The sequence below is a fragment of the Atopobiaceae bacterium genome, assembly GCA_022483015.1.
In the GTDB taxonomy this organism is placed as follows: domain Bacteria; phylum Actinomycetota; class Coriobacteriia; order Coriobacteriales; family Atopobiaceae; genus JALCUE01.
The window spans coordinates 100,110-119,843 of the sequence record JAKVOB010000001.1 but is presented as its reverse complement, the minus strand read 5'-3'; the positions used below and the strand labels follow the sequence as shown (position 1 = coordinate 119,843).

Sequence of the window (19,734 nt, the reverse complement as noted above, 5' to 3'; positions counted from 1 at the left end):
GGAGGCTGGGGATGCTGCGCGCGATACGGGATGCCGCGACCTCCGTGGCCGCCCTCGCCCTGTTCTTCTTCGTCTTCCTCACGGGGGAGTTCTGCTTCGACACCGTCATGGGCGGGCTGGTCGGCTCGGAGTCGGTCGTCTTGGCCCAAGGTCTCGTGCTGGGAGCGAGCGTCGTCGGCTTCGTCGCCTATGCCCCGCTCGAGCGTGTGCTTCACGAGCGGAGGTCCCTCTCGCAGGCCGTCGGCGCGGCGGTCCTCGCCGTCTCGTTCGTGGTCGTCTTCCTGCTCGGGGATGCCTCTGCCGTCCAGGCCGTCGGCTGCGTGGCGTTCGTCGTCCTCGGCATCGCCGGGGCAGCGGCGCATCGGGTGGCGTCGGTCTCGTTCGCCGGGCCCTATCTGTCCCGGCTCGTGGCGGTCTCGTACGCGGCCGGGCTGCTCCTGCAGTTCCTGGTGAACAACCTGTTGGGGTCGATGCCCCTCGAGCTCTGCCTCCTTGCGGTCGCAGGCGTAGGTCTCATCCTCTGCCTCGGACGTGCTGGTGGGGAGGTCCATCTCCCTGCCGCCGATGACGTGGAGGCGAAGGCCGCGCCAGACCTTGACGGGGGTGCCGCCCGTGGCCTCCGTCGTGAGCTTGTCGGCATGGTCGTCGCGATCGTGCTCATGACCTGCCTCTTCGGGACGCTCGACAACATCGTCACCATGGCCAATGCCCGTGGGGACGTGCAGCTCGCCTCATGGCCACGGCTCCTCCTGGCGGCGAGCGCCCTGCTTGCCGGCTGTACGTTCGACCTCAAGGACCGTCGTCCCATGCCGATCGTGATGTTCTGCATGGCCATGCTCTCGACCATCGCGGTGCTCGTGCTCGAGGAGGGTGGGAGCGCCTGGCTCTGTGCCGTCATCTTCTTCCTCTCGTCTGGGTTCTACGCGGTCTACCTCACCTCGTCGTTCCTCATCCTCGCGCCGCTCACCAAGCGTCCGTCGCTCTGGGCTGGTATGGGGCGTGCGCTCAACAACGCCGTGGCGCTTGCCATCGCCATCCCGTCGCTCGCGCTCGTGCAGTCGGGCGACATCATCCTGATCTTCATCGTCGACCTGGTGCTCTTCGTGGGCATCGCGCTGTCGCTGTTCCTGGTCATGTCTGAGGCCTCGACCTGGCTCACGCCGGTGTCTGACGGGCCCACGCCGACCCCTGCCCTCAGTCTCGACGAGCGCATGGGCCTCTTCCAGGAGACCTACCACCTCACGCCCCGCGAGCGCGAGGTCCTGGAGCCGGTCGTCACCACCGAGGCGCCCCTCAAGCAGGTGGCGATCGACCTCGGGATATCCCTTCGCATGGTGCAGAGGCACCTCTCCTCGGTATACGAGAAGACCGGCACGCAGACGCGCGCCGGTCTCTCGAAGCGGTTCTGGGAGGACTAGCAGCCTAGCGGCCGTCCTCGTCCCGACGAGTCCGTCCCCTGCGTGCGAGACCGATGCCAAGGGCCACGATGCCGCAGGTCGCAAACCCTGCCAGGAGGGTGGTCGGCAGCGGGTCCGCGGTCTTGGGGGTCGAGGTCGTGGAGGACGTGGTCGACACCGCGGCGATGGTGGGTGTGGACGCCGTGCCCGACGCGGCGGCCGTGGTCGTCGCAGCTGGCGTGGTGGGGGTCACGACAGCCTCGGCGCTCTTCACGAGTGTGAACTCGGAGAACTTGTCGGACGAGACGGTGAGCGAGTTGGTCGCGGCGTCATAGGTGGAGTCCACGACCGTATCCACACCATTGTGGGTGCGCACGACCTGGTAGGTCTCGCCGTCGGCGAGCTGGAGGCCGTCGGCGAGCTGGAGCGTGAACGTCACCGTGTCGCCAAGGTCGGTGAGGTTCTTCGTCCAGCGGGCCGAGCTCGTGCCTTGGTTCCAATACTGGTCGAGGTTCACGTCGTAGGTGGCCACCGCGGTGCCGCCGTCCGTGACTGTGGTGGCTGCCGTGTCGGTGGCGGCATCAGCGACCTTCATGTCCAGGTTGCCGGAGTCGATGACCGAGTTCGTGTCGGAGACGCTGGCGGATGTGAGGCTGCCGCTCGTCTCCTCGGCGGAGTCATCGACCTTGGTGAAGGCACCGGTGATGGCCGTGTTCGCGTTGTTGGCGACGTTGAACGTGAACGTGCAGGCATTGTTGGCGTCTGCCGTGAGGGCTATCTGGCTGCCGCCAGAGTCCTTGATGTTGGTCGAGAGGACCTGGTAGCCACGGGCGGGGGTGAGCGTGGCCGTGATGGTCGCGGTGTTGCTGTTGAGCATCACGTAGCCCTCGGTGCCATCGGCCTGCTGGTGGGAGGCCTGCTGCACGATGGCTGGGTTGGTGGTGAAGTCCTGGATGAGACAGGTGCCGTTGGTGAGCACGTCCTGATCGCGGACGGACCCACCGGTCTTGCTGTCCCAGAACAGCGACCAGAACGCGGGCGTGAAGCCGATGGTGTACGAGCCTACGCCATAGCCGTCTATCTCATAGCCGGTGTTGGCGTTGAACTCGCTGGGATAGGGCTGTAGGACGCCCGTGCCCGAGGGGCTCTGGAACGACCCCATCCAGCCTTTGCCCCCGTTGGTGGTGAGCTTTCCGGTGCCATCGGTGGGCTGGATGATCCTGACGTCTGCCGTGCCGCTCGGCAGGGTGTAGGTATAGGTGGTTCCTTGCTGGGACTGACCTGTGCCCGCCGTGGTGTTCGTGGCGAGGTCGGTCCAGACACCCCCGTTCACGCGGTACTGGATGCTGGCATAGGTCGACTGGTAGGTGGCATCATACGTGGAGCTCAGGCTGAGGGTGGTCGAGGTGCCTACGGTGACCGTCCCCGAGTTCTCGTCCATGGTGAACGAGAAGGCGTGGTCGCTCGAGGTCAGCGTCTTGCTCTGAGGACCGCCTGCGGTCTGCACCTCGACAAGCACGGACTTGCCTGTTGGGACGTCGAAGTCGAGTGCGACCGTCTCGCCCGAGAGCGCTGGGATCTGTACCGAGCTTCCGGTGTAGCTGCTTCCCCCTACCTTTGCCGTCATGGTCAACCCTATGGTGCCAAAGGTGAAGGTGCCTCCTTGGACCGTAGGTGTTCCGCCTGACCAGACGATCGTCGTGGACGGAAGGTCGACCTGGATCTGGTTCGTGCTCTGGTCCATGGTGAACGAGACCGTGGGATTGGCCGAGGTGACTTGCCTCTGCTGACCACCCACGCTGACGTCGGCCTTGCCGCCTGCGGGGATGCCGGTGAACGTGATCTCGACGGTGCTGCCGATGGGTGCGGGGATGTCGGCGGAACTGCCCTGATATCCCGTCCCGCCCACCTTGACCGTGCAGGCTATGCCCGTGGGGGTGAATGCGAAGCTGCCATCGGTCGGGGTGAGCTTCTCGCTCTGGTACATGATCGACGTGGTGGTGACGTCATCGACCGAGATGTTCACTTGAGTGGATGAGGTACCCAATGCGAACGTAAAGGTCTTGTCCGAGGCGGTAGGGTCGATGGTGGTCTTGGAGCCGTCCTTCTCGACGGTCACCACCTTGTCGGAGGGGATGCCGTCGAACGTGAGGACCACCTGGCTCCCGATGACACCGATGATGTCCCCGGAGTCGCCCGTGTAGTCCACGCCACCGACCGTGGCCTTGGCAGTGACGCCCGTGCTCCCAAACGTGAAGGTGCCGGCGCTCGGCACGACCTTGTTGTTCTCATAGGAGAGTTCGGCCGAGGAGAGGTCCTGGATGCTGATGGCTATCTGGGTGATGTCGGAGCTCATGGTGAACGAGAAGTTCTTGTCGGCGTCGCCCGAGAGGATGGTCTTTGAGTTGCCCTGGCCGAGCGTGACGGTCGCGGACTTGTCCTGCCCTTCGGGGAACGAGAGCTCGAGTGTGACGCTTTCGCCGTCGGTCAGGGACAAGGTGCTGCTCGTGCCGTCATAGCGCGTGCCCTCAATCAGGACGCCCATGCTGACGCCCGAGGTACCGAATGAGAACGTGCCGCTGTCCACACTGACGGACCCACCGTCATAGCTGACGGCCACATCCGTGGCGGCCATGGGTACGAGCGTGTCCTGTGCGGGCGTCGAGGTGCTGGAGGACGGTGCGCTGGTCGCAGATGTGGTCGAGGCGACCTCGGCTGTGGGGGTGGTGACGGGCGATGTGGCCTCGACTGCAACCGGGCTCTCGGCGGGTGTGGGCTCCACGGCCTCGTCAGCGGTCTGCTCCTCGGTTGCAGGCTCCTCAGCGGCAGGTGCCTCGGCCGAAGGCCCTTCCTCGACGGCGACAGGCTCCTGCTCCTCGACCGCAGGCTCCTCAGCGGCGACAGGCTCCTCCGCCACGGTTGCCTCGGGCGTGGCTGCCTGCCCTTCCGTGGCCGCAGCCTCCTGCGCGGCGACGGCCGTCTCGCCATAGGCCTTCTGGGAGGTGAACCAGGGGGCTGCGAGCGACAGGTTCGGCTCGATGACCAACACAAGGACGAAGATCGAGCAGAGAATCACCTTCGTCGTCTGCGACATGTTCCAGAGCCTCTTCATGATGTCCCCCATCCGTCGCGCGCGGGTACTCTTTGTTGGGCTTTGCGCCCATCATGGGGACCATATGGCAGAGAAGGGCCTTCAGACAAGGTTCACTTATACGAACCCACGCTGTGAGCTGGTACAACGCATCGCTGTCGATGAATGGGTAGTAACCATTGCAGAGCCAAGCATCCCTTTGGCGGGGAGCGACCAGGGAGGTTCTCATGCGTTTTGAGGTGGAAGGTCCCCTCGATCGACCTTGCATGATCCTCGTCCATGGCGGAGGCCTGTCAAGCTGGTCATGGAAGCCCGTGATGGTGCAGGTCCAGCGACGTCTCGGTCCCCTTTGCTTCGTCCTCCCCATCATCGACGGGCACGGCGCCGATGCGGAGACGCCCTTCGTATCGATCGAGGACTCAGCCTCGAATCTGGTCTCCTACGTGCGTGAGGAGTGCGCAGGCCACGTGGCTGTGGTGGCGGGGCTTTCCATCGGGGCGCAGATTGTTGTCGAGGCCCTGAGTCAGGATCCTGACATTGCTGATGCGGCTCTCATCGAGAGTGCCTGCGTGGTGTCTCTGTCGGGTACGGGGGCGATGGCTACGGTCAGCGGAGCGGTCGCTGGGCTGGCCCAGCACGAGTGGTTCGCCCGGGCGCAGGCCAAGTCGCTCGCGCTCCCTGACGATGAGTTCGACCTCTACTTCGAGGACAGCCGTCGCATGAGGCCCGCCACGCTCTCGGCCGTGGTGCGAGCTAATGGGAGCTATTCGCTCAAGCCAGGATTCTCCCAGGCGACGGCACCTATGTTCGTCTGCGTGGGGAGCAAGGAGCCTCGTCCAATGCGCGAATCTGCCGAGCTCATCGCTGCGGCTGTGCCTCATGCCGAGCTACGGGTCTTGGAAGGCATGGGCCACGGCGAGCTGTCGCTTCGCCATCCCGACCTTTATGCGGGGATGCTTGCCGAGCTGTTGGGCGAGGCTGGCATCAGCCCTGTCGCTTCCCAGGACGGCGATGCCCCTATCCCTGGATGAGCCTAGTCCTTCCGGGTCCTCCTGCGGGGAACGCGCCTCGACCGTGAGGTCGTGGCCTCGAACTGCTTGGACATCACGGAGATGTTGCCGTCGGTCTCGAGGATGGCGTAGTCGACGTCCTCGACATGCTCGATCCCGTGCTCGCGGAGGGACTCGTCGAGCTCGTCATGGGTGAGCAGCGACCTCTTGAGGTTGCGCTCGTTCACGACGCCGTCCCGTACGAGCGTGATGGGGCCTCCCGAGACGAGGCGAGCAAAGCCTGGGACATAGTAGAGGAGCTGCTTGAAGGCGAGGTTCATGACGAACAGCGTGGTCGCGGCCACGAGGCCACCTGCGAGCGTGGTGTCGCTTCCCACCATGGCGTTCTGCACGGCGTTGCCCAGGAGCATGATGAAGACGAGGTCCACGACCGAGAGCTGCGCGATCTCGGTCTTGCCGAAGACCTTGAGCGCGATCACCACGAACAGGTAGACCACGGCCGTGCTCGCGACGATGACGAGATATCCCTGCAGTACCTCCATGCGGTCCCTTTCCACGTGGCCATTGTAGCCCGTGGTCCATACTGGGGTCATACGGGCCGGACGGGGGGAGCGGGCAATGGACGATACCGAGAGGGACGAGGGCCTCGCCACCCTCTACGAGGACGAGTGGCTGGTCGCGGTGGACAAGCCGGCGGGCATCATCGTCCATGGCGACGGCACGGGAGCCGCCACGTTGACCGACCTCGTGCGGTCCCATCTCGAGGCCGAGGGGCGCGATGCGAGCGACCTCCAGGCCGTGCAGCGCCTCGACCGCGAGACCACGGGTGTCGTGTGCTTCTCGCTGGACAAGGACGTGCAGCCCAAGCTCGACGCGCTGGTGGCGGGCCACGGCATGCACAAGCGCTACCTCGCCGTGGTGTCAGGGGACGTCTCCTGGGAGTGCCAGCGCTTCGATGGCCCGATCGCCCGTGACCGTCACGACGCCCGACGCATGCGTGTCGGCGAGGGTGGCAAGCCCGCCGAGACCAGGGCCGTCTGCAAGGCGCGGACCTCGGCGGGGAGGACCCGTGGGGGAGCGAGCGTCCACTCCCTGCTGCTGGTCGAGCTCAGGACCGGTCGGCGCCATCAGATTCGTGTGCACCTCTCGACGGATGGCCATCCGATCGTGGGCGACGTCCTCTATGGGGGCGAGCGCAGTGACGATGGCCTCATGTTGCATGCCTTGGAGGAGGAGTTCGACCATCCCGTGACGGGCGAGCACCTGGTCGTCCGCGCGCCGTGGCCGCACCGTTTCGACCGGTGGTTCGGCGAGGGTGACGTGGCGGCCGATTGACCTGCGAGAGGCCTATGCCCGCTTGATGTGGCAGCGCTTGGCGATCTCGCGGTCCACGGTGACGAGGTCCTTGCGCGAGAGGTCATGGATGTCGGCGTGACCCGTCACACGGCCGAACATGCGGAGCTCCTCGCAGCTCGCACCAAGGAAGTTGGCCACACGGGTCGCGGCAGCGTCCACGTCGAGGCGGCGACGCAGCCCCTCGTCCTGCGTGGCGATGCCCGCAGGGCACATGCCGCTCCCACAGATGCGGTACTGCTGGCAGCCGGCGGCCATGAGGACGGCGCTTGCCACGGCCACGGCGTCGGCCCCCATCGCGAGCGCCTTCACGAAGTCGGACGAGACGCGCAGGCCGCCTGTGATGATGAGGCTCGTCTGGGGTGCGTGCTTGTCGAGGTAGGCCCTCGCACGTGCGAGCGCGAAGATGGTGGGGACGCTCGCGGCGTCGCGCAGCATCACGGGGCTCGAGCCCGTGGCACCGCCTCGTCCGTCGAAGGTGACGAAGTCAGGCCTGCCGTCGAGGGCGAAGGCGAGGTCGTCCTCGATGTGGCCGGCTGCGAGCTTGATGCCGATGGGGCGTCCCTCGCTGCGCCGCCGGAGGTCGTCGATGAGCCGGGCGAGGTCGTCGCGGTCCTCGATGCCCGGGAAGCGCGAGGGCGACTGGACGGTCGTGCCCACCTCGACCCCGCGGAAGCGGGCGATGTCGGCCGTGCACTTCTCGCCGGGGAGATGCCCTCCCATGCCAGGCTTGGTGCCTTGGCCGACCTTGACCTCGATGGCGTCTGCTGCGCGGAGGTTGTCGTCGGTCACGCTGTAGCGGTTGGGCACGTACTCGAAGACGTAACGATAGGCGGCGGCCTGCTCCTCGGGGAGGACGCCGCCCTCGCCGCTCTCGGTCCCGCAGCGGGCCTTGGCCGCCCCGCGTGCGAGGGCATGCTTGGTCTCGCGCGAGAGGGCACCGAAGCTCATATGCGAGACGAGCAGGGGGTTGGCGAGCACCATGGGCTGCCTGGCGTTCGGCCCGATGACGGTGGTGCAGTCGACCTCGGCGTCATCGGCAAGTGGCATGGGGTCGAGCTGGGCTCCCAGGACGAGGATGTCATCCCAGGAGGGGAGGGGTAGCCGTGTGCCCATGGCGGCGCTGATGGGCCTTCCCGTGAGGGCCATCTCGTGGATCTGGTCCATGTGGGGGAGCGTGGGGTCTTGGCGGAAGGTGTCTGCGGGGTAGGCCAGCGGGTCGTCAGGGGCTTGCGAACGCGCGGGGGCCTCGGCAGGTTCAGGCTCGTCGTCGAGCCGGATGAACTTCTCGCCTGGCGTGCCACACATGACGCAGCTATAAGCCGCCGGGTCGAAGGCCGTGCCCTCCTTCTCCTCGTCGAAGACGTAACCGCACATGGGGCATTGGAAGCGAGCCATGGTACCTCCCGAGGGGTCGAGGTGACGTGATGGATGACCAAGGGACTTGTACCCGACTGTCGACGTGCGTCCTTACGGAGGTTGTCGTGTTCGATGGCGGAACTTGAATTGATGGGACCCCTGTGCTGGTACCATGCAAGTGACAAGAACTGAAGTATCGAGTGGGGGACATCTCATGAGCGATACCATGCGTGGCGTCTATACCAACCTGACCCGCATCAGGAGGCAGGTCTTCCGCGAGGTCGCGCGTCTCGCCTACTCGAACGAGGGCGACGACTACTCCTGGGTCGACGAGCTGCCCTATCAGATCATCCCCGGTGACGTCGCCACCTATCGCGAGAGCGTCTTCCTCGAGCGAGCCATCGTGGGCGAGCGCGTCCGCCTTGCCATGGGCCTTCCCCTCCAGGGCGTCGACAAGCCGCAGAAGCTCTCGGACGGCATCGCCGAGGCCGCCAAGCCCGAGACCTACTACCAGCCGCCCCTCATCAACATCATCAAGTTCGCCTGCAACGCCTGCGAGGACAACTCCTACGTCGTGACCGACCAGTGCCAGGGGTGCCTTGCCCACCCCTGCCGCGAGAGCTGCCCTCGTGGGGCCATCGAGTTCATCGACAAGAAGGCCCACATCCACCACGAGGAGTGCATCAAGTGCGGCAAGTGCGCCAAGGTGTGCCCCTACGGTGCCATCATGCACCGGCAGCGCCCCTGCGCCGCGGCCTGCGGCATGCATGCCATCACCTCCGACGAGCAGGGCCGTGCCGAGATCGACTACGACAAGTGCGTGAGCTGCGGCATGTGCCTCGTGAACTGTCCCTTCGGTGCCATCGCCGACAAGAGCCAGCTCTTCCAGGTCATCAAGGCCATCCAGGCGGGCGACGAGGTCATCGCTGCCGTGGCGCCGGCCTTCGTGGGCCAGTACGGCGGCAAGGGCGACGTGGGCAACCTCAAGGCCGCCTTCAAGGCACTGGGATTCGCCGGCGTGGAGGAGGTCGCCGTGGGTGCCGACCTCTGCACCATCCAGGAGGCCGAGGACTTCATGGACGAGGTGCCTTCCAAGCAGCCGTTCATGGGCACCTCGTGCTGTCCGGCCTGGTCGGTCATGGCCAAGAAGGAGTTCCCCGAGCAGGCGGACTGCATATCGATGGCGCTCACACCCATGACGCTCACCGCACGTCTCATCCGCGAGCTGCACCCCGATGCCAAGATCGTCTTCGTGGGGCCGTGCGCCGCCAAGAAGCTCGAGGCCATGCGAAAGACCGTGCGCTCCGAGGTGGACTTCGTCCTCACGTTCGAGGAGGTCGCGGCCATGCTCGACGCGAAGGACATCGACTACCTCGCGCTCGATCCCGAGGACAAGTCCGACTTCGCCAACGCGAGCGCCGACGGGCGCGGGTTCGCCGTCTCTGGTGGCGTCGCGTCCGCCGTGGTCAACGCCATCCATCGCAAGTATCCCGACCGTGAGGTCAAGGTCATGTCAGCCGAGGGACTCGACGACTGCCGGAAGATGATGAAGGACGCCTGCAAGGGCAAGCTCGACGGTTACCTCCTCGAGGGCATGGCCTGCCCCGGCGGGTGCGTGGCGGGTGCCGGCACGCTCCAGTCCATCGTGAAGTCCACGGTCATGGTCAACATGTACAAGAAGCGTGCCAAGCACAAGAACGCCACCGACGACGCCTATCGCACCACGGTCCGTGCCCTCGTTGCCGAGAACGAGCGGGGCGCGGCCGACGTGCACGCGGCGGACATCACGGCCGACAAGGCCGCAGGCCCAGATGTCGAAGAGGGCCCATCGGCGGACGCATAGCGAGGAGGACCGATGCCGCACGACCACGCAGGCCTGTCTGGGGGGTGCAGGGCTCCCGTCACGCGACGGGGTTTCCTTGCTGCGACGGCCGCAGGTCTCCTGGGCCTGGCGTCGGCTGGATGTGCGAGCACCGCATCGTCTGTGCCCGCGGCCTCCCCGGGCCGTGAGACGGTCTATGACGCGGTACAGCCTGCGGTCACCTCGACCTCGACCTCGATCGACCTCATGATGGTGGGTGACGTCCTCGTCCACCAGGGGGTATGGCAATCGGGGCTCCAGGGCGACGGAAGCTATAACTTCGACCACCTCTTCGCCCACATGGCCGATGACGCTGCCGCAGCCGACATCGCCCTGGTGAACCAGGAGACCATCCTCGGGGGCACCCAGATGGGGCTCTCGACCTACCCCAGCTTCAACAGCCCCCAGGAGATAGGGGATGCAGAGGCTGCCATCGGCATCACGCATGTGACCTGTGCCAGCAACCATTGCCTCGACATGGGCTATGCGGGAATCCAGAGCGAGCTCGACTTCTGGCACGCCTCGCATCCCGAGGTGACGCCTCTCGGCATCGCGGAGTCCCAGGAGGCGCACGACGCCATCACCGTCTTCGAGAAGGACGGCTTCAAGGTGGCCCTCCTCAACTACACGTATGGGACGAACGTGGGCTCGCTGCCCTCGGAGGCACCCTGGTGCTGCGACATCCTCGACGAGCCTACCGTCACCCAGGGCGTCGCTGATGCTCGCGAGCAGGCGGACCTCGTCGTGCTCATGCCCCACTGGGGGACCGAGTACGACCTCGGGAGCGATGACTACCAACGGGGATGGGCCCAGACCCTGTGCGACGCGGGGGTCGACGTCGTCATCGGGACGCATCCCCACGTGATCGAGCCCGTGGAGGTCATGGCCGGAGCGGACGGTCACAAGATGCTGGTCTTCTGGTCGCTCGGCAACTTCGTCTCATGCCAGGCCGAGGCCGCCCGCATGGTGGGCGGCATGGCCAAGGTGAGCATGGTCAAGGACTCGTCAGGTGCCCGCGTCTCGTCCTACGAGTTCGACCCCCTGGTGGACCAGAAGGTCTCGGGGACCGCGGCCATGACCACCTATCACCTTGCCGAGTACACCGACGAGCTCGCGTCGCAGAACGGAATCCTCAGCCAAGATCCGACCTTCTCGCTGCAGTACTGCAAGGACCTCTGTGCGCAGGTGTTGGGAAGCGGGTTCGACGCGGAGGCGTGCGTCCTCAAGGGCACGGTCTGACGGCAGAGGCATACGTGTCGGCGTATCGCGTGCGACACTGCCCGACAGGCCTGTCTATCCCAGCAGCAGGCCCCTGAGCTCGTCCACGTCCCTGACGAACGTCGTGGCACCGGTGGGCTCGAGCTCCTCTCGCGTGCGGAACCCCCAGAGGCAGATGATGCCGGGGAGCCCCGCGTTGGCCGCCGTGGCCACGTCGACCTCGGAGTCGCCGATGTAGCAGGTGGAGGAGGGGTCCGCACCCATGGTGCCCATCACGGCCTGGCACATGGTTGGGTCAGGCTTCTTGGGGCATCCCTCATGGACGCCCATCGAGGTCGTCAGCAGGCCAGGGAAGTACTGGCCTGCCAGCTCCTGGACGGCATAGTCACTCTTGTTCGAGACGACGGCGGCCGGCACGCCTGCCCCTGCGAGGTCTCGGAGGAGCCCGACGATGCCGGGGTAGGGGTGGGTGTGGTCGGCACAGTGCACCTTGTACCAGCGGTTGAACTCCTCGAAGGCCGCCTGGGTGGTCGCCTCGTCCGTGCCCTCCGGAACACCGCGACGCACGAGGTTGGCGATGCCGTTGCCCACGAATCGTCGGCACTCCTCGAGGCTTCGCGTGGGCAGGCCCTGGCTTTCCAGCGCGTGGTCCAGTGCGAGGTGCAGGTCCTCGAGGGTGTCGAGGACCGTCCCGTCCATGTCGAACAGTGCTGCCGTGTAGCGCATGGGGCTCCTCTCGTCAGGTTCGCATCCAGCCTAGCGCATGGAGACCGCCCATCCTGCCGCGCCATGGGTCCCTGCGTAGTACAATGCCGTCTTGCGTGCGCGGGTGCGCTGTCTCCGTAACCCGCGCCATCTGCCAGACGCCGCCCGTACCGACACGGGGTGGTGCAGACGAGAGGAACCATGCAATGACCAAGCACAGCATGCACACGCACGACTGCGGCGAGCTCCGCGCCGGCAACATCGGCGAGACCGTCACCCTCACGGGGTGGGTCTGGCGTCGCCGCGACCACGGTGGCCTCATCTTCGTGGACCTCCGCGACCGTGCGGGCGTGACGCAGTGCACGTTCGACCCCGAGCACTCTGGCGGCACCGCCTTCCATACCGCCGAGACGATCCGTCCCGAGTGGCCCGTCCTCGTGACCGGCACCGTCCGCGAGCGCCCCGAGGACACCGCCAACACCAAGCTCCCGACCGGCGAGGTCGAGGTGCTCGTGAGCCACATCGACGTGCTCAACACGAGCAAGACCCCGCCGTTCCAGATCGAGGATGGCATCGATACGGCCGAGGACGTGCGTCTGCGCTATCGCTACCTCGACATCCGCAGGCCCGAGCTCATGCATAACATGCAGCTGCGCTCCGACTTCACCTTCGCCATCCGCGAGGCGCTCCACGGCCGTACCTTCACCGAGGTCGAGACCCCGATCCTGTTCAAGTCCACGCCCGAGGGCGCCCGTGACTTCATCGTCCCCTCTCGTACGCAGCCGGGCAACTTCTATGCCCTCCCACAGTCGCCGCAGCTCCTGAAGCAGCTGCTCATGGTCTCTGGCGTCGAGCGCTACTACCAGGTGGCCAAGTGCTTCCGTGACGAGGACCTCCGCGCCGACCGCCAGCCCGAGTTCACGCAGGTGGACATCGAGATGAGCTTCGTCGACCAGGAGGACGTCATGTCCGAGGTCGAGGACGTGCTCGGGGATGCCTTCTCCAAGGTGGGCGTCGACCTTCCGAGGCCCCTGCGTCGCATCCCGTTCTGGGAGGCCATGGACACCTATGGCTCCGACAAGCCCGACACGCGCTACGGCATGCTGCTCCATGACGTGACCGACATTTTCAAGAGCTCCAAGTTCAAGGTCTTCTCGAGTGCGGCCAACACCGAGGGCTCCGTCGTCAAGTGCATCAACGCCAAGGGTGCCGGCACCTGGAGCCGCGGAGAGATCGACAAGCTCGCGGACGTTGCCGCGACCTTCGGTGCCAAGGGCCTGGCCTGGATCGCCTTCCGCGAGGACGGCTCCGTGAACAGCCCCATCGTGAAGTTCTTCTCGGACGACGAGATGGCCGCCCTCAGGGGCGAGTGCGAGGTGGAGCCCGGTGACCTCGTGATGTTCGCGGCGGGTCCCCGTCGCGTCTCCGACGAGATCCTGGGCGGCATGCGCTCCCACATGGCCGACGCCCTCGACATCGACCGTCCGGGCCATGACTTCCTGTGGGTCGTGGACTTCCCGATGTTCAAGTACGACGAGGACGAGAAGCGCTATGGCGCCGAGCACCACCCGTTCACGCAGCCGGTCGTCGAGGACATCGACAAGATCGAGACCGACCCGCTCTCCGTGGGCTCCTATACCTATGACTTCGTCATGGACGGCTTCGAGGCCGGCGGTGGCGGCATGCGTATCCACAACGCCGACCTGCAGATGCGCGTGCTCAGGCGTCTGGGCTTCGACGAGGACCGCGCGAAGGCCCAGTTCGGCTTCCTCATGGAGGCCCTCGGCTTCGGTGCGCCCCCGATGGGCGGCTTCGCGCTCGGCCTCGACCGCGTGTGCATGCTGCTCGTGGGTGCCGACTCCATCCGCGACGTCATGGCCTTCCCGAAGACCAGCTCGGGCAGCGACCTCATGAGCGCCGCTCCCTCCGAGGTCTCGACCCGCCAGCTCAAGGACGTGAGCCTGAGGGTGCTGTAAGTCACTGCAGGTAGAACCATACGTATGAAGCGAGGGACCTGCCATCGGGCGGGCCCCTCGCTCTGTTCTGCAGCCGCTCACAGCTGATTGCCTACCGTCTGTCGCGACTTTCCGATTCTCGTCACGCGCCACTTATCATCTTATTATATTAAGTCATGTGAGAAGAGACGACGAGCAGGGGAGAGACGCGTGCAGAGCTTTGAGGTCAAGGACGACTTCTACCTGGACGGCAAGCCATTCAAGATCATGAGTGGCGCCATCCACTACTTCCGCGTCCATCCGGATGACTGGTACCACTCCCTCTACAACCTCAAGGCTCTGGGCTTCAACACGGTCGAGACCTACGTGCCGTGGAACCTCCATGAGCCCAAGGAGGGGACCTTCGACTTCGAGGCTGGCCTCGACCTCGGTCGCTTCCTCGACATCGCAGCCGACCTCGGCCTCTACGCGATCGTCCGCCCCTCTCCGTTCATCTGCGCCGAGTGGGAGCTCGGCGGTCTCCCCGCCTGGCTCCTGACGGACCGGACGATGCGTCCGCGCTCGGCGGATCCCCGTTTCCTGGACAAGGTCGCCGCCTACTACGACGAGCTCATGGCGCGCCTCGTGCCCCATCAGCTCACCCACGGCGGCAACGTGATCATGATGCAGGTCGAGAACGAGTATGGGTCCTATGGCGAGGAGAAGCCCTACCTGCGTGCCCTCGTCGACCTCATGCGCGGACGCGGCGTCGACGTGGAGCTCTGCACCTCCGACGGCCCCTGGCGCGCATGCCTGCGTGCCGGCTCGCTGGCCGACGACGGCATCCTCGCGACGGGCAACTTCGGAAGCCACGCGCGTGAGAACTTCTCGGAGCTCAAGTCCTTCAACGAGGAGCACGGTCATACATGGCCGCTCATGTGCATGGAGTTCTGGGACGGCTGGTTCAACCGATGGGGCGAACCCGTCGTGCGTCGTGACCCCCAGGAGCTGGCCGACTCCGTCCGCGAGGCACTGGAGCTCGGCAGCGTGAACCTCTACATGTTCCATGGTGGCACCAACTTCGGGTTCATGAACGGCTGCTCGGCCCGTGGACGCCATGACCTCCATCAGGTGACCTCGTACGACTATGACGCCCCCCTCGACGAGCAGGGCAACCCCACGCCGAAGTACTTCGCCCTGAAGGCGATGGTCCATGACCTCATGCCTGACCTCCCCCAGGCGGAGCCGCTCGTGAAGGGGAGCCTCCCGGCACGTGAGGTCCCCCTTACGGGCAAGGTGGCGCTCGCCTCGACGCTCGAGGGCATCTCGGACGCCTGGGAGGGGACCTATCCCGTGCCCATGGAGCAGATGGGCCAAGCCTATGGCTACGTACTCTACCGCACGACCTTCGAGCGCGACGCGGCCGAGGAGCGCCTCCGCGTCATCGATGCGAGCGACCGCGTACAGGTGCTTCTCAACGGCACGGTCGTGGCCACGCAGTACCAGGAGGAGGTCGGCGAGGACATCGACGTCAGGCCGCGGCCTGGCATGAACGAGCTCGACATCCTCGTCGAGAACATGGGACGAGTGAACTATGGCCACAAGCTCCTGGCCGACACGCAGCACAAGGGCATCCGTACGGGGGTCTGTGCCGACCTCCACTTCATGTGCGGATGGAAGGCCTGGTCCCTGACGCTCGCAAGTGCTGACGGCATCGACTTCTCGGGGAGCTGGCAGCAAGGCCAGCCGGCCTTCTATCGCTATGAGCTCGACCTTGGGCGACCCGCCGACACCTTCGTCGACCTGACGGGGTTCGGGAAGGGATGCGTGCTCGTGAACGGCACCAATGTGGGACGCTTCTGGAGCCGTGGCCCCGTGAGGTCGCTCTATGTGCCCCACGGCCTGCTCCATGCAGGCACGAACACGATCGTGGTCTTCGAGACCGAGGGAACGTACCAGGACGTCATACGTCTCTCCGAGGGGCCGGTCGCAGACGCCCCCGGGGAGCAGGACAAGGAGGAAGCATGATCGCAGCAACACGTATCGATGCCCGGCTCATCCATGGGCAGGTGGCCAACCTCTGGACCAACGCGCTGAACATCACGCGCATCATGGTGGTCGACGGGAAGGCCGCCGAGAGCGACACCGACAAGCAGATCCTCAAGCTTGCCTGCCCGGCGGGGACGCGCCTGAGCGTCCTGCCCGTGGAGCGCGCCGCCACCAACATCCTCGAGGGCCGTTATGACTCGCAGCGCCTCCTCGTGCTCGTCCGAGACCCCCATGCGCTCGTAGGCCTGGCAAAGGCCGGCGTCGACCTCGGCGAGGTCATCGTAGGCAACATCGCACGTCCCCAGCCGGCCGTCCAGGTCACGCGTTCCGTGGCCGTCAACGATGCGGACGTGGCTGACTTCGAGGAGCTCGAGGGCCTGGGCGTTCGTCTCGTCTCTCGCATGGTTCCCCAGGACAAGGCCGAGGACTTCATGACCCTGCTTCGCAAGGCCTAGTTCCGGTAGCACGTATAGGAAACGAATAAGGCAGCACAGACAGATGGAGGAGTGAACAATGGCAATCGCATGGTGGCAGATCCTGCTGCTGACGCTGTACGCGGGCTACCAGATCCTGGACGACCTGAACGCGTGGTCGAGCCTGGCACAGCCGGTCTTCGCAGGTCTCTTCGCAGGGCTCGTGATGGGTAACGTAGGCGCCGGCCTGCTCATCGGCGGCAGCATGCAGCTCACGGTCCTGGGCGTGGGGACCTTCGGCGGGGCGTCGAAGATAGACGCGAACTCGGGGACGCTCATCGCGGTGGCGTTCTCGGTGGGTCTGGGAATGGATCCCGAGCAGGCCATCGCGGCCATCGCGGTACCCGTGGCGAGCCTGCTCATCTACACCGACATCCTCGGTCGCTACGCCAACACCTTCTTCGCCCACAGGGTGGATGCCGACATCGAGAAGTTCGACTACAAGGGTATCAACCGAGATTACCTGCTGGGGTCCGTCTCGTGGGCGCTCTCTCGCATGATCCCGGTGTTCCTCGCCCTGGCCTTCGGCAGCGGCCTCGTCGAGCAGGTCGTGGCGCTCCTTGCAGGCGACCTCAAGTGGCTGGGCGACGGCCTCACGGTCGCCGGTGCGGTGCTCCCTGCGGTCGGCTTCGCCATCCTGCTGAGGTACCTGCCCGTCAAGAAGCACCTCCCGTACCTCATCCTGGGCTTCACCATCGCAGCCCTCTTCACGACGCTCTTCGGGGCTGACAAGCTCCTGGGCAAGGGCATCGCCGCCGTCTCGACCGACTTCGCGGGCACCTTCAACAGCCTGCCCATGCTTGCCATCGCCCTCATCGGCCTGGCACTCGCGATGATGCACTACAAGAACTCGACCCAGTCGGGTGCGCCCGCCGTTGCCGCAGAGGCGGAGACCACTTCCACCGAGGCACGCAAGAGCGTCTCGGCACCCGTCGCGGACCAGAAGGGAGAGATCGAAGATGACGAGCTCTAAGGACGAGAAGGACCTCTCGGTCGAGGGCACCGAGACTGCCGGGAAGGCTCCCGGTACCACTGGCTACCAGCTCACGGACGAGGACTTCAACCAGATCTGCAAGAGGAGCCTGTTCGGCTACCAGATGGGCTGGAACTACGAGCGCATGCAGGGGTCCGGCTACCTGTGGACGATCCTCCCGCAGCTCCGCAAGATCTATGGCGACGACACGCCGGAGCTCAAGCAGATGATGCGGACCCATTCCCAGTTCATCAACACGTCCAACTTCTTCAACAACGTGATCATCGGCATCGACCTCGCCATCGAGGAGAAGGAGGGCATCGAGTCCGAGGAGACCGTCGCCGGCATCAAGACCGGTCTCATGAGCCCCTTCGCGGCCATCGGCGACTCGATCTTCGGCGCACTCCTCCCCACCGTCTTCGGTGCCCTCGCGGCCAACATGGCCATCGCCGGCAACGCCTTCGGCGTGGTCATCTGGATCGCGGCCTCCCTTGCCGTGATGGTCTTCCGCTGGAAGCAGCTCAAGGGTGCCTACAAGGCCGGCATGTCGCTCGTCACCACGATGCAGGGACGCCTGTCGGCTCTCACCGAGGCGGCCTCGGTCCTCGGCGTCTTCATGGTCGGCGCGCTGGTCGCGACCATGGTCAACGTCGTGTTCGCGTGGTCGCCCGAGATCATGGGCGTGACGCTCGACCTGCAGAACACCTTCGACATGATCCTGCCGCGTCTCCTGCCGGCATGCATCGTGGGCGTGATCTACTGGATGCTCGGCAAGAAGAACATGACCTCGACCAAGGCCATCTTCATCGTCATCGTCGTCTGCATCGTGCTTGCCTCGTTCGGCATCATCGCCAAGGGCTGAGCGATAGAAGAGCCCCTTTCCTCGGCGGGCCGCTCACCTTCGGGTGCGCGGCCCGTCTCGCGTTCCTCACGCGGTGGGGCGCTGATAGGTCGAGAACTCGATCTTGTAGAAGTCCCAGCGCTTGTAGCTCGTCACATGCTCGGCCACACGACCGTCGGCAAGCGTGGTGGTCTTGTGCTGGAGCACGCAGGGCACGTCCGTTCCGATGCCGAGGAGGTCGCGGGCCTCGTCGGGTGCCGGCATCACGATCTCGTCGGTCTCGTCGGCCTGCTCGTCGTTGAGGTGGAGGCCGTGGTCCTCGCGAAGTCGGGTGTAGATGGACTCGTAGTACGAGGGCTCCACGTCATCGCGGACATAGCGGTCGGGGATGTAGGAGTACTGCAGGATGTACGGCGTTCCCTGGACGGAGCGCACGCGCACGAAGCGGACGTAGCCCTCCTGGGGGGCGAGGCGCAGGATGTCGCGGATGACGGTGTCATCCTGATGCTCCATCGACACCACCCGCACGACCTCCTCGTCAGAGACGTCGGCGAAGACCTCCACGTCGGTGAACTCCACGAGCTTGTGCTTGCGCGCGCGAGAGACGAACGTGCCCTTGCCCTGGTAGCGTACGAGGTATCCCTGGCTCACGAGGTCCTTGATGGCATGGATGACGGTGATGGAGCTCGCGTCATACATGCGGGAGAGCTCGGACTCGCTGTAGAACCGGTCGCCGCTCTCGAACGTGCCTGACACGATCTGCTTGCGCAGGTCCTCCTCTATGGAGAGGTACTTCGGAACGCGCATGGGAGCCCTTCTTCTTGGGGTTGGGGGCACCCGATGTGCCTCGTCGGGACCCTCCATGCATTCTAGCGGTTAGACGGTGGCGGGATGACGGCTATACTGGCAAAACGACACGACGGGGAATGGGACGCTCCCCGGCCAGAAGGCAAAACCGCCACAACGGCTGATGGTTCCTGCTTGTCCGAAGGGACGGGCAGGGACCATCTTGCGTTCTGGGCCTGTCGCTGATCAGAAGGGAATGGCTATGCCACATGATGTAGGGGAGTGGGCGGAGCTCCTCCAGCAGGTCGCCGCCGTCGGCGTGGGAGGATTCGTCGGAAGCGTCGGCCGCTACCTCGTGGGACTCGTGATGAGGGCGTGGCTACCCGGGCTTCCCGCTGGCACCCTCGTGGCCAACCTCGCAGCCGGCCTCATCATCGGTCTCGTGACCGGCATGGACCTCGCGAGCCCGCTGCCGGCGAACCTCAGGCTCCTGCTGGCCGTAGGCATATGCGGCGGCCTCTCGACCTTCTCGACCTTCTCGAGCGAGACGGTCCAGCTCGCCGAGGCGGGCAGCTGGGGTGGCGTCGCCTTGAACGTCGCCCTCAACGTCGGGCTGTGCTGCCTCGCCGTGGTCGTGGGCCTGCGGCTCTCGAAGTTCCTGGTCGCATAGGGAGATCGGTCTGT

16 protein-coding genes and 1 riboswitch are annotated in these 19,734 nt (G+C 65.5%); of the genes, 11 read left to right on the top strand and 5 right to left on the bottom strand.

Going from position 1 to position 19,734, the window contains the following annotated elements:
- Positions 1–11 precede the first annotated feature (11 nt).
- Positions 12–1,418 carry a LuxR C-terminal-related transcriptional regulator gene (locus LKE50_00480; GenBank protein MCH3967120.1) on the top strand — a complete coding sequence of 469 codons (1,407 nt, stop codon included), beginning with the start codon at positions 12–14 and terminating at the stop codon, positions 1,416–1,418.
- 4 nt (positions 1,419–1,422) lie between these two features.
- On the opposite strand, the gene LKE50_00475 is transcribed toward LKE50_00480, so the two are convergent.
- Positions 1,423–4,509, bottom strand: coding sequence for a hypothetical protein (locus tag LKE50_00475; protein ID MCH3967119.1), 3,087 nt, complete (start codon positions 4,507–4,509; stop codon positions 1,423–1,425).
- A 296-nt stretch (positions 4,510–4,805) separates the two neighbouring features.
- Between LKE50_00475 and LKE50_00470 the strand changes: the two genes are divergently transcribed.
- Positions 4,806–5,519 (top strand): alpha/beta hydrolase, encoded by a 714-nt coding sequence (locus tag LKE50_00470; protein MCH3967118.1) that lies wholly within the window; start codon positions 4,806–4,808, stop codon positions 5,517–5,519.
- Between the two features lie 2 nt (positions 5,520–5,521).
- Here the strand turns inward: LKE50_00470 and LKE50_00465 are convergent, their stop codons facing one another.
- Positions 5,522–6,040 carry a DUF421 domain-containing protein gene (locus LKE50_00465; protein MCH3967117.1) on the bottom strand — a complete coding sequence of 173 codons (519 nt, stop codon included), beginning with the start codon at positions 6,038–6,040 and terminating at the stop codon, positions 5,522–5,524.
- Positions 6,041–6,116: 76 nt separating this feature from the next.
- Between LKE50_00465 and LKE50_00460 the strand changes: the two genes are divergently transcribed.
- Positions 6,117–6,833, top strand: a complete 717-nt coding sequence (locus LKE50_00460) for an RluA family pseudouridine synthase (GenBank protein MCH3967116.1) — start codon at positions 6,117–6,119, stop codon at positions 6,831–6,833.
- 12 nt (positions 6,834–6,845) lie between these two features.
- On the opposite strand, the gene LKE50_00455 is transcribed toward LKE50_00460, so the two are convergent.
- Positions 6,846–8,249 (bottom strand): glutamate synthase-related protein, encoded by a 1,404-nt coding sequence (locus LKE50_00455; protein ID MCH3967115.1) that lies wholly within the window; start codon positions 8,247–8,249, stop codon positions 6,846–6,848.
- A 175-nt stretch (positions 8,250–8,424) separates the two neighbouring features.
- On the opposite strand from LKE50_00455, the gene LKE50_00450 reads away from it, so the two are divergent.
- On the top strand, positions 8,425–10,053 hold the full coding sequence (locus tag LKE50_00450) for a 4Fe-4S dicluster domain-containing protein (protein ID MCH3967114.1): 1,629 nt from the start codon (positions 8,425–8,427) through the stop codon (positions 10,051–10,053).
- Positions 10,054–10,065: 12 nt separating this feature from the next.
- Positions 10,066–11,310, top strand: a complete 1,245-nt coding sequence (locus LKE50_00445; protein MCH3967113.1) for a CapA family protein — start codon at positions 10,066–10,068, stop codon at positions 11,308–11,310.
- A 54-nt stretch (positions 11,311–11,364) separates the two neighbouring features.
- Here LKE50_00445 and LKE50_00440 read toward each other — a convergent pair whose 3' ends face one another.
- A complete protein-coding gene (locus LKE50_00440) occupies positions 11,365–12,015 on the bottom strand; it encodes an HAD-IA family hydrolase (GenBank protein ID MCH3967112.1) in 651 nt (216 codons plus the stop codon).
- A 185-nt stretch (positions 12,016–12,200) separates the two neighbouring features.
- On the opposite strand from LKE50_00440, the gene aspS reads away from it, so the two are divergent.
- From aspS to LKE50_00415, 5 genes are all read left to right on the top strand, one after another.
- Positions 12,201–13,970: an aspartate--tRNA ligase gene (gene aspS / locus LKE50_00435; GenBank protein MCH3967111.1), complete on the top strand. Its 1,770-nt coding sequence runs from the start codon at positions 12,201–12,203 to the stop codon at positions 13,968–13,970.
- Positions 13,971–14,159: 189 nt separating this feature from the next.
- A complete protein-coding gene (locus LKE50_00430; GenBank protein MCH3967110.1) occupies positions 14,160–15,956 on the top strand; it encodes a beta-galactosidase in 1,797 nt (598 codons plus the stop codon).
- Positions 15,953–16,432, top strand: a complete 480-nt coding sequence (locus LKE50_00425) for a PTS sugar transporter subunit IIB (GenBank protein ID MCH3967109.1) — start codon at positions 15,953–15,955, stop codon at positions 16,430–16,432. The genes LKE50_00430 and LKE50_00425 overlap by 4 nt, the downstream gene beginning before the upstream one ends.
- A 58-nt stretch (positions 16,433–16,490) precedes the next feature.
- Positions 16,491–17,423 carry a PTS sugar transporter subunit IIC gene (locus tag LKE50_00420; GenBank protein ID MCH3967108.1) on the top strand — a complete coding sequence of 311 codons (933 nt, stop codon included), beginning with the start codon at positions 16,491–16,493 and terminating at the stop codon, positions 17,421–17,423.
- Entirely contained in the window at positions 17,410–18,285 is an 876-nt protein-coding gene (locus LKE50_00415; GenBank protein MCH3967107.1) for a PTS system mannose/fructose/sorbose family transporter subunit IID, read from the top strand. The genes LKE50_00420 and LKE50_00415 overlap by 14 nt, the downstream gene beginning before the upstream one ends.
- Positions 18,286–18,351: 66 nt before the next feature.
- Here the strand turns inward: LKE50_00415 and LKE50_00410 are convergent, their stop codons facing one another.
- Positions 18,352–19,071, bottom strand: a complete 720-nt coding sequence (locus tag LKE50_00410; GenBank protein MCH3967106.1) for a GntR family transcriptional regulator — start codon at positions 19,069–19,071, stop codon at positions 18,352–18,354.
- A 106-nt stretch (positions 19,072–19,177) separates the two neighbouring features.
- Positions 19,178–19,251: riboswitch (Fluoride riboswitch) on the top strand.
- Positions 19,252–19,312: 61 nt separating this feature from the next.
- On the opposite strand from LKE50_00410, the gene crcB reads away from it, so the two are divergent.
- On the top strand, positions 19,313–19,720 hold the full coding sequence (crcB, locus tag LKE50_00405) for a fluoride efflux transporter CrcB (GenBank protein MCH3967105.1): 408 nt from the start codon (positions 19,313–19,315) through the stop codon (positions 19,718–19,720).
- The last annotated feature ends 14 nt before the right edge of the window (positions 19,721–19,734 follow it).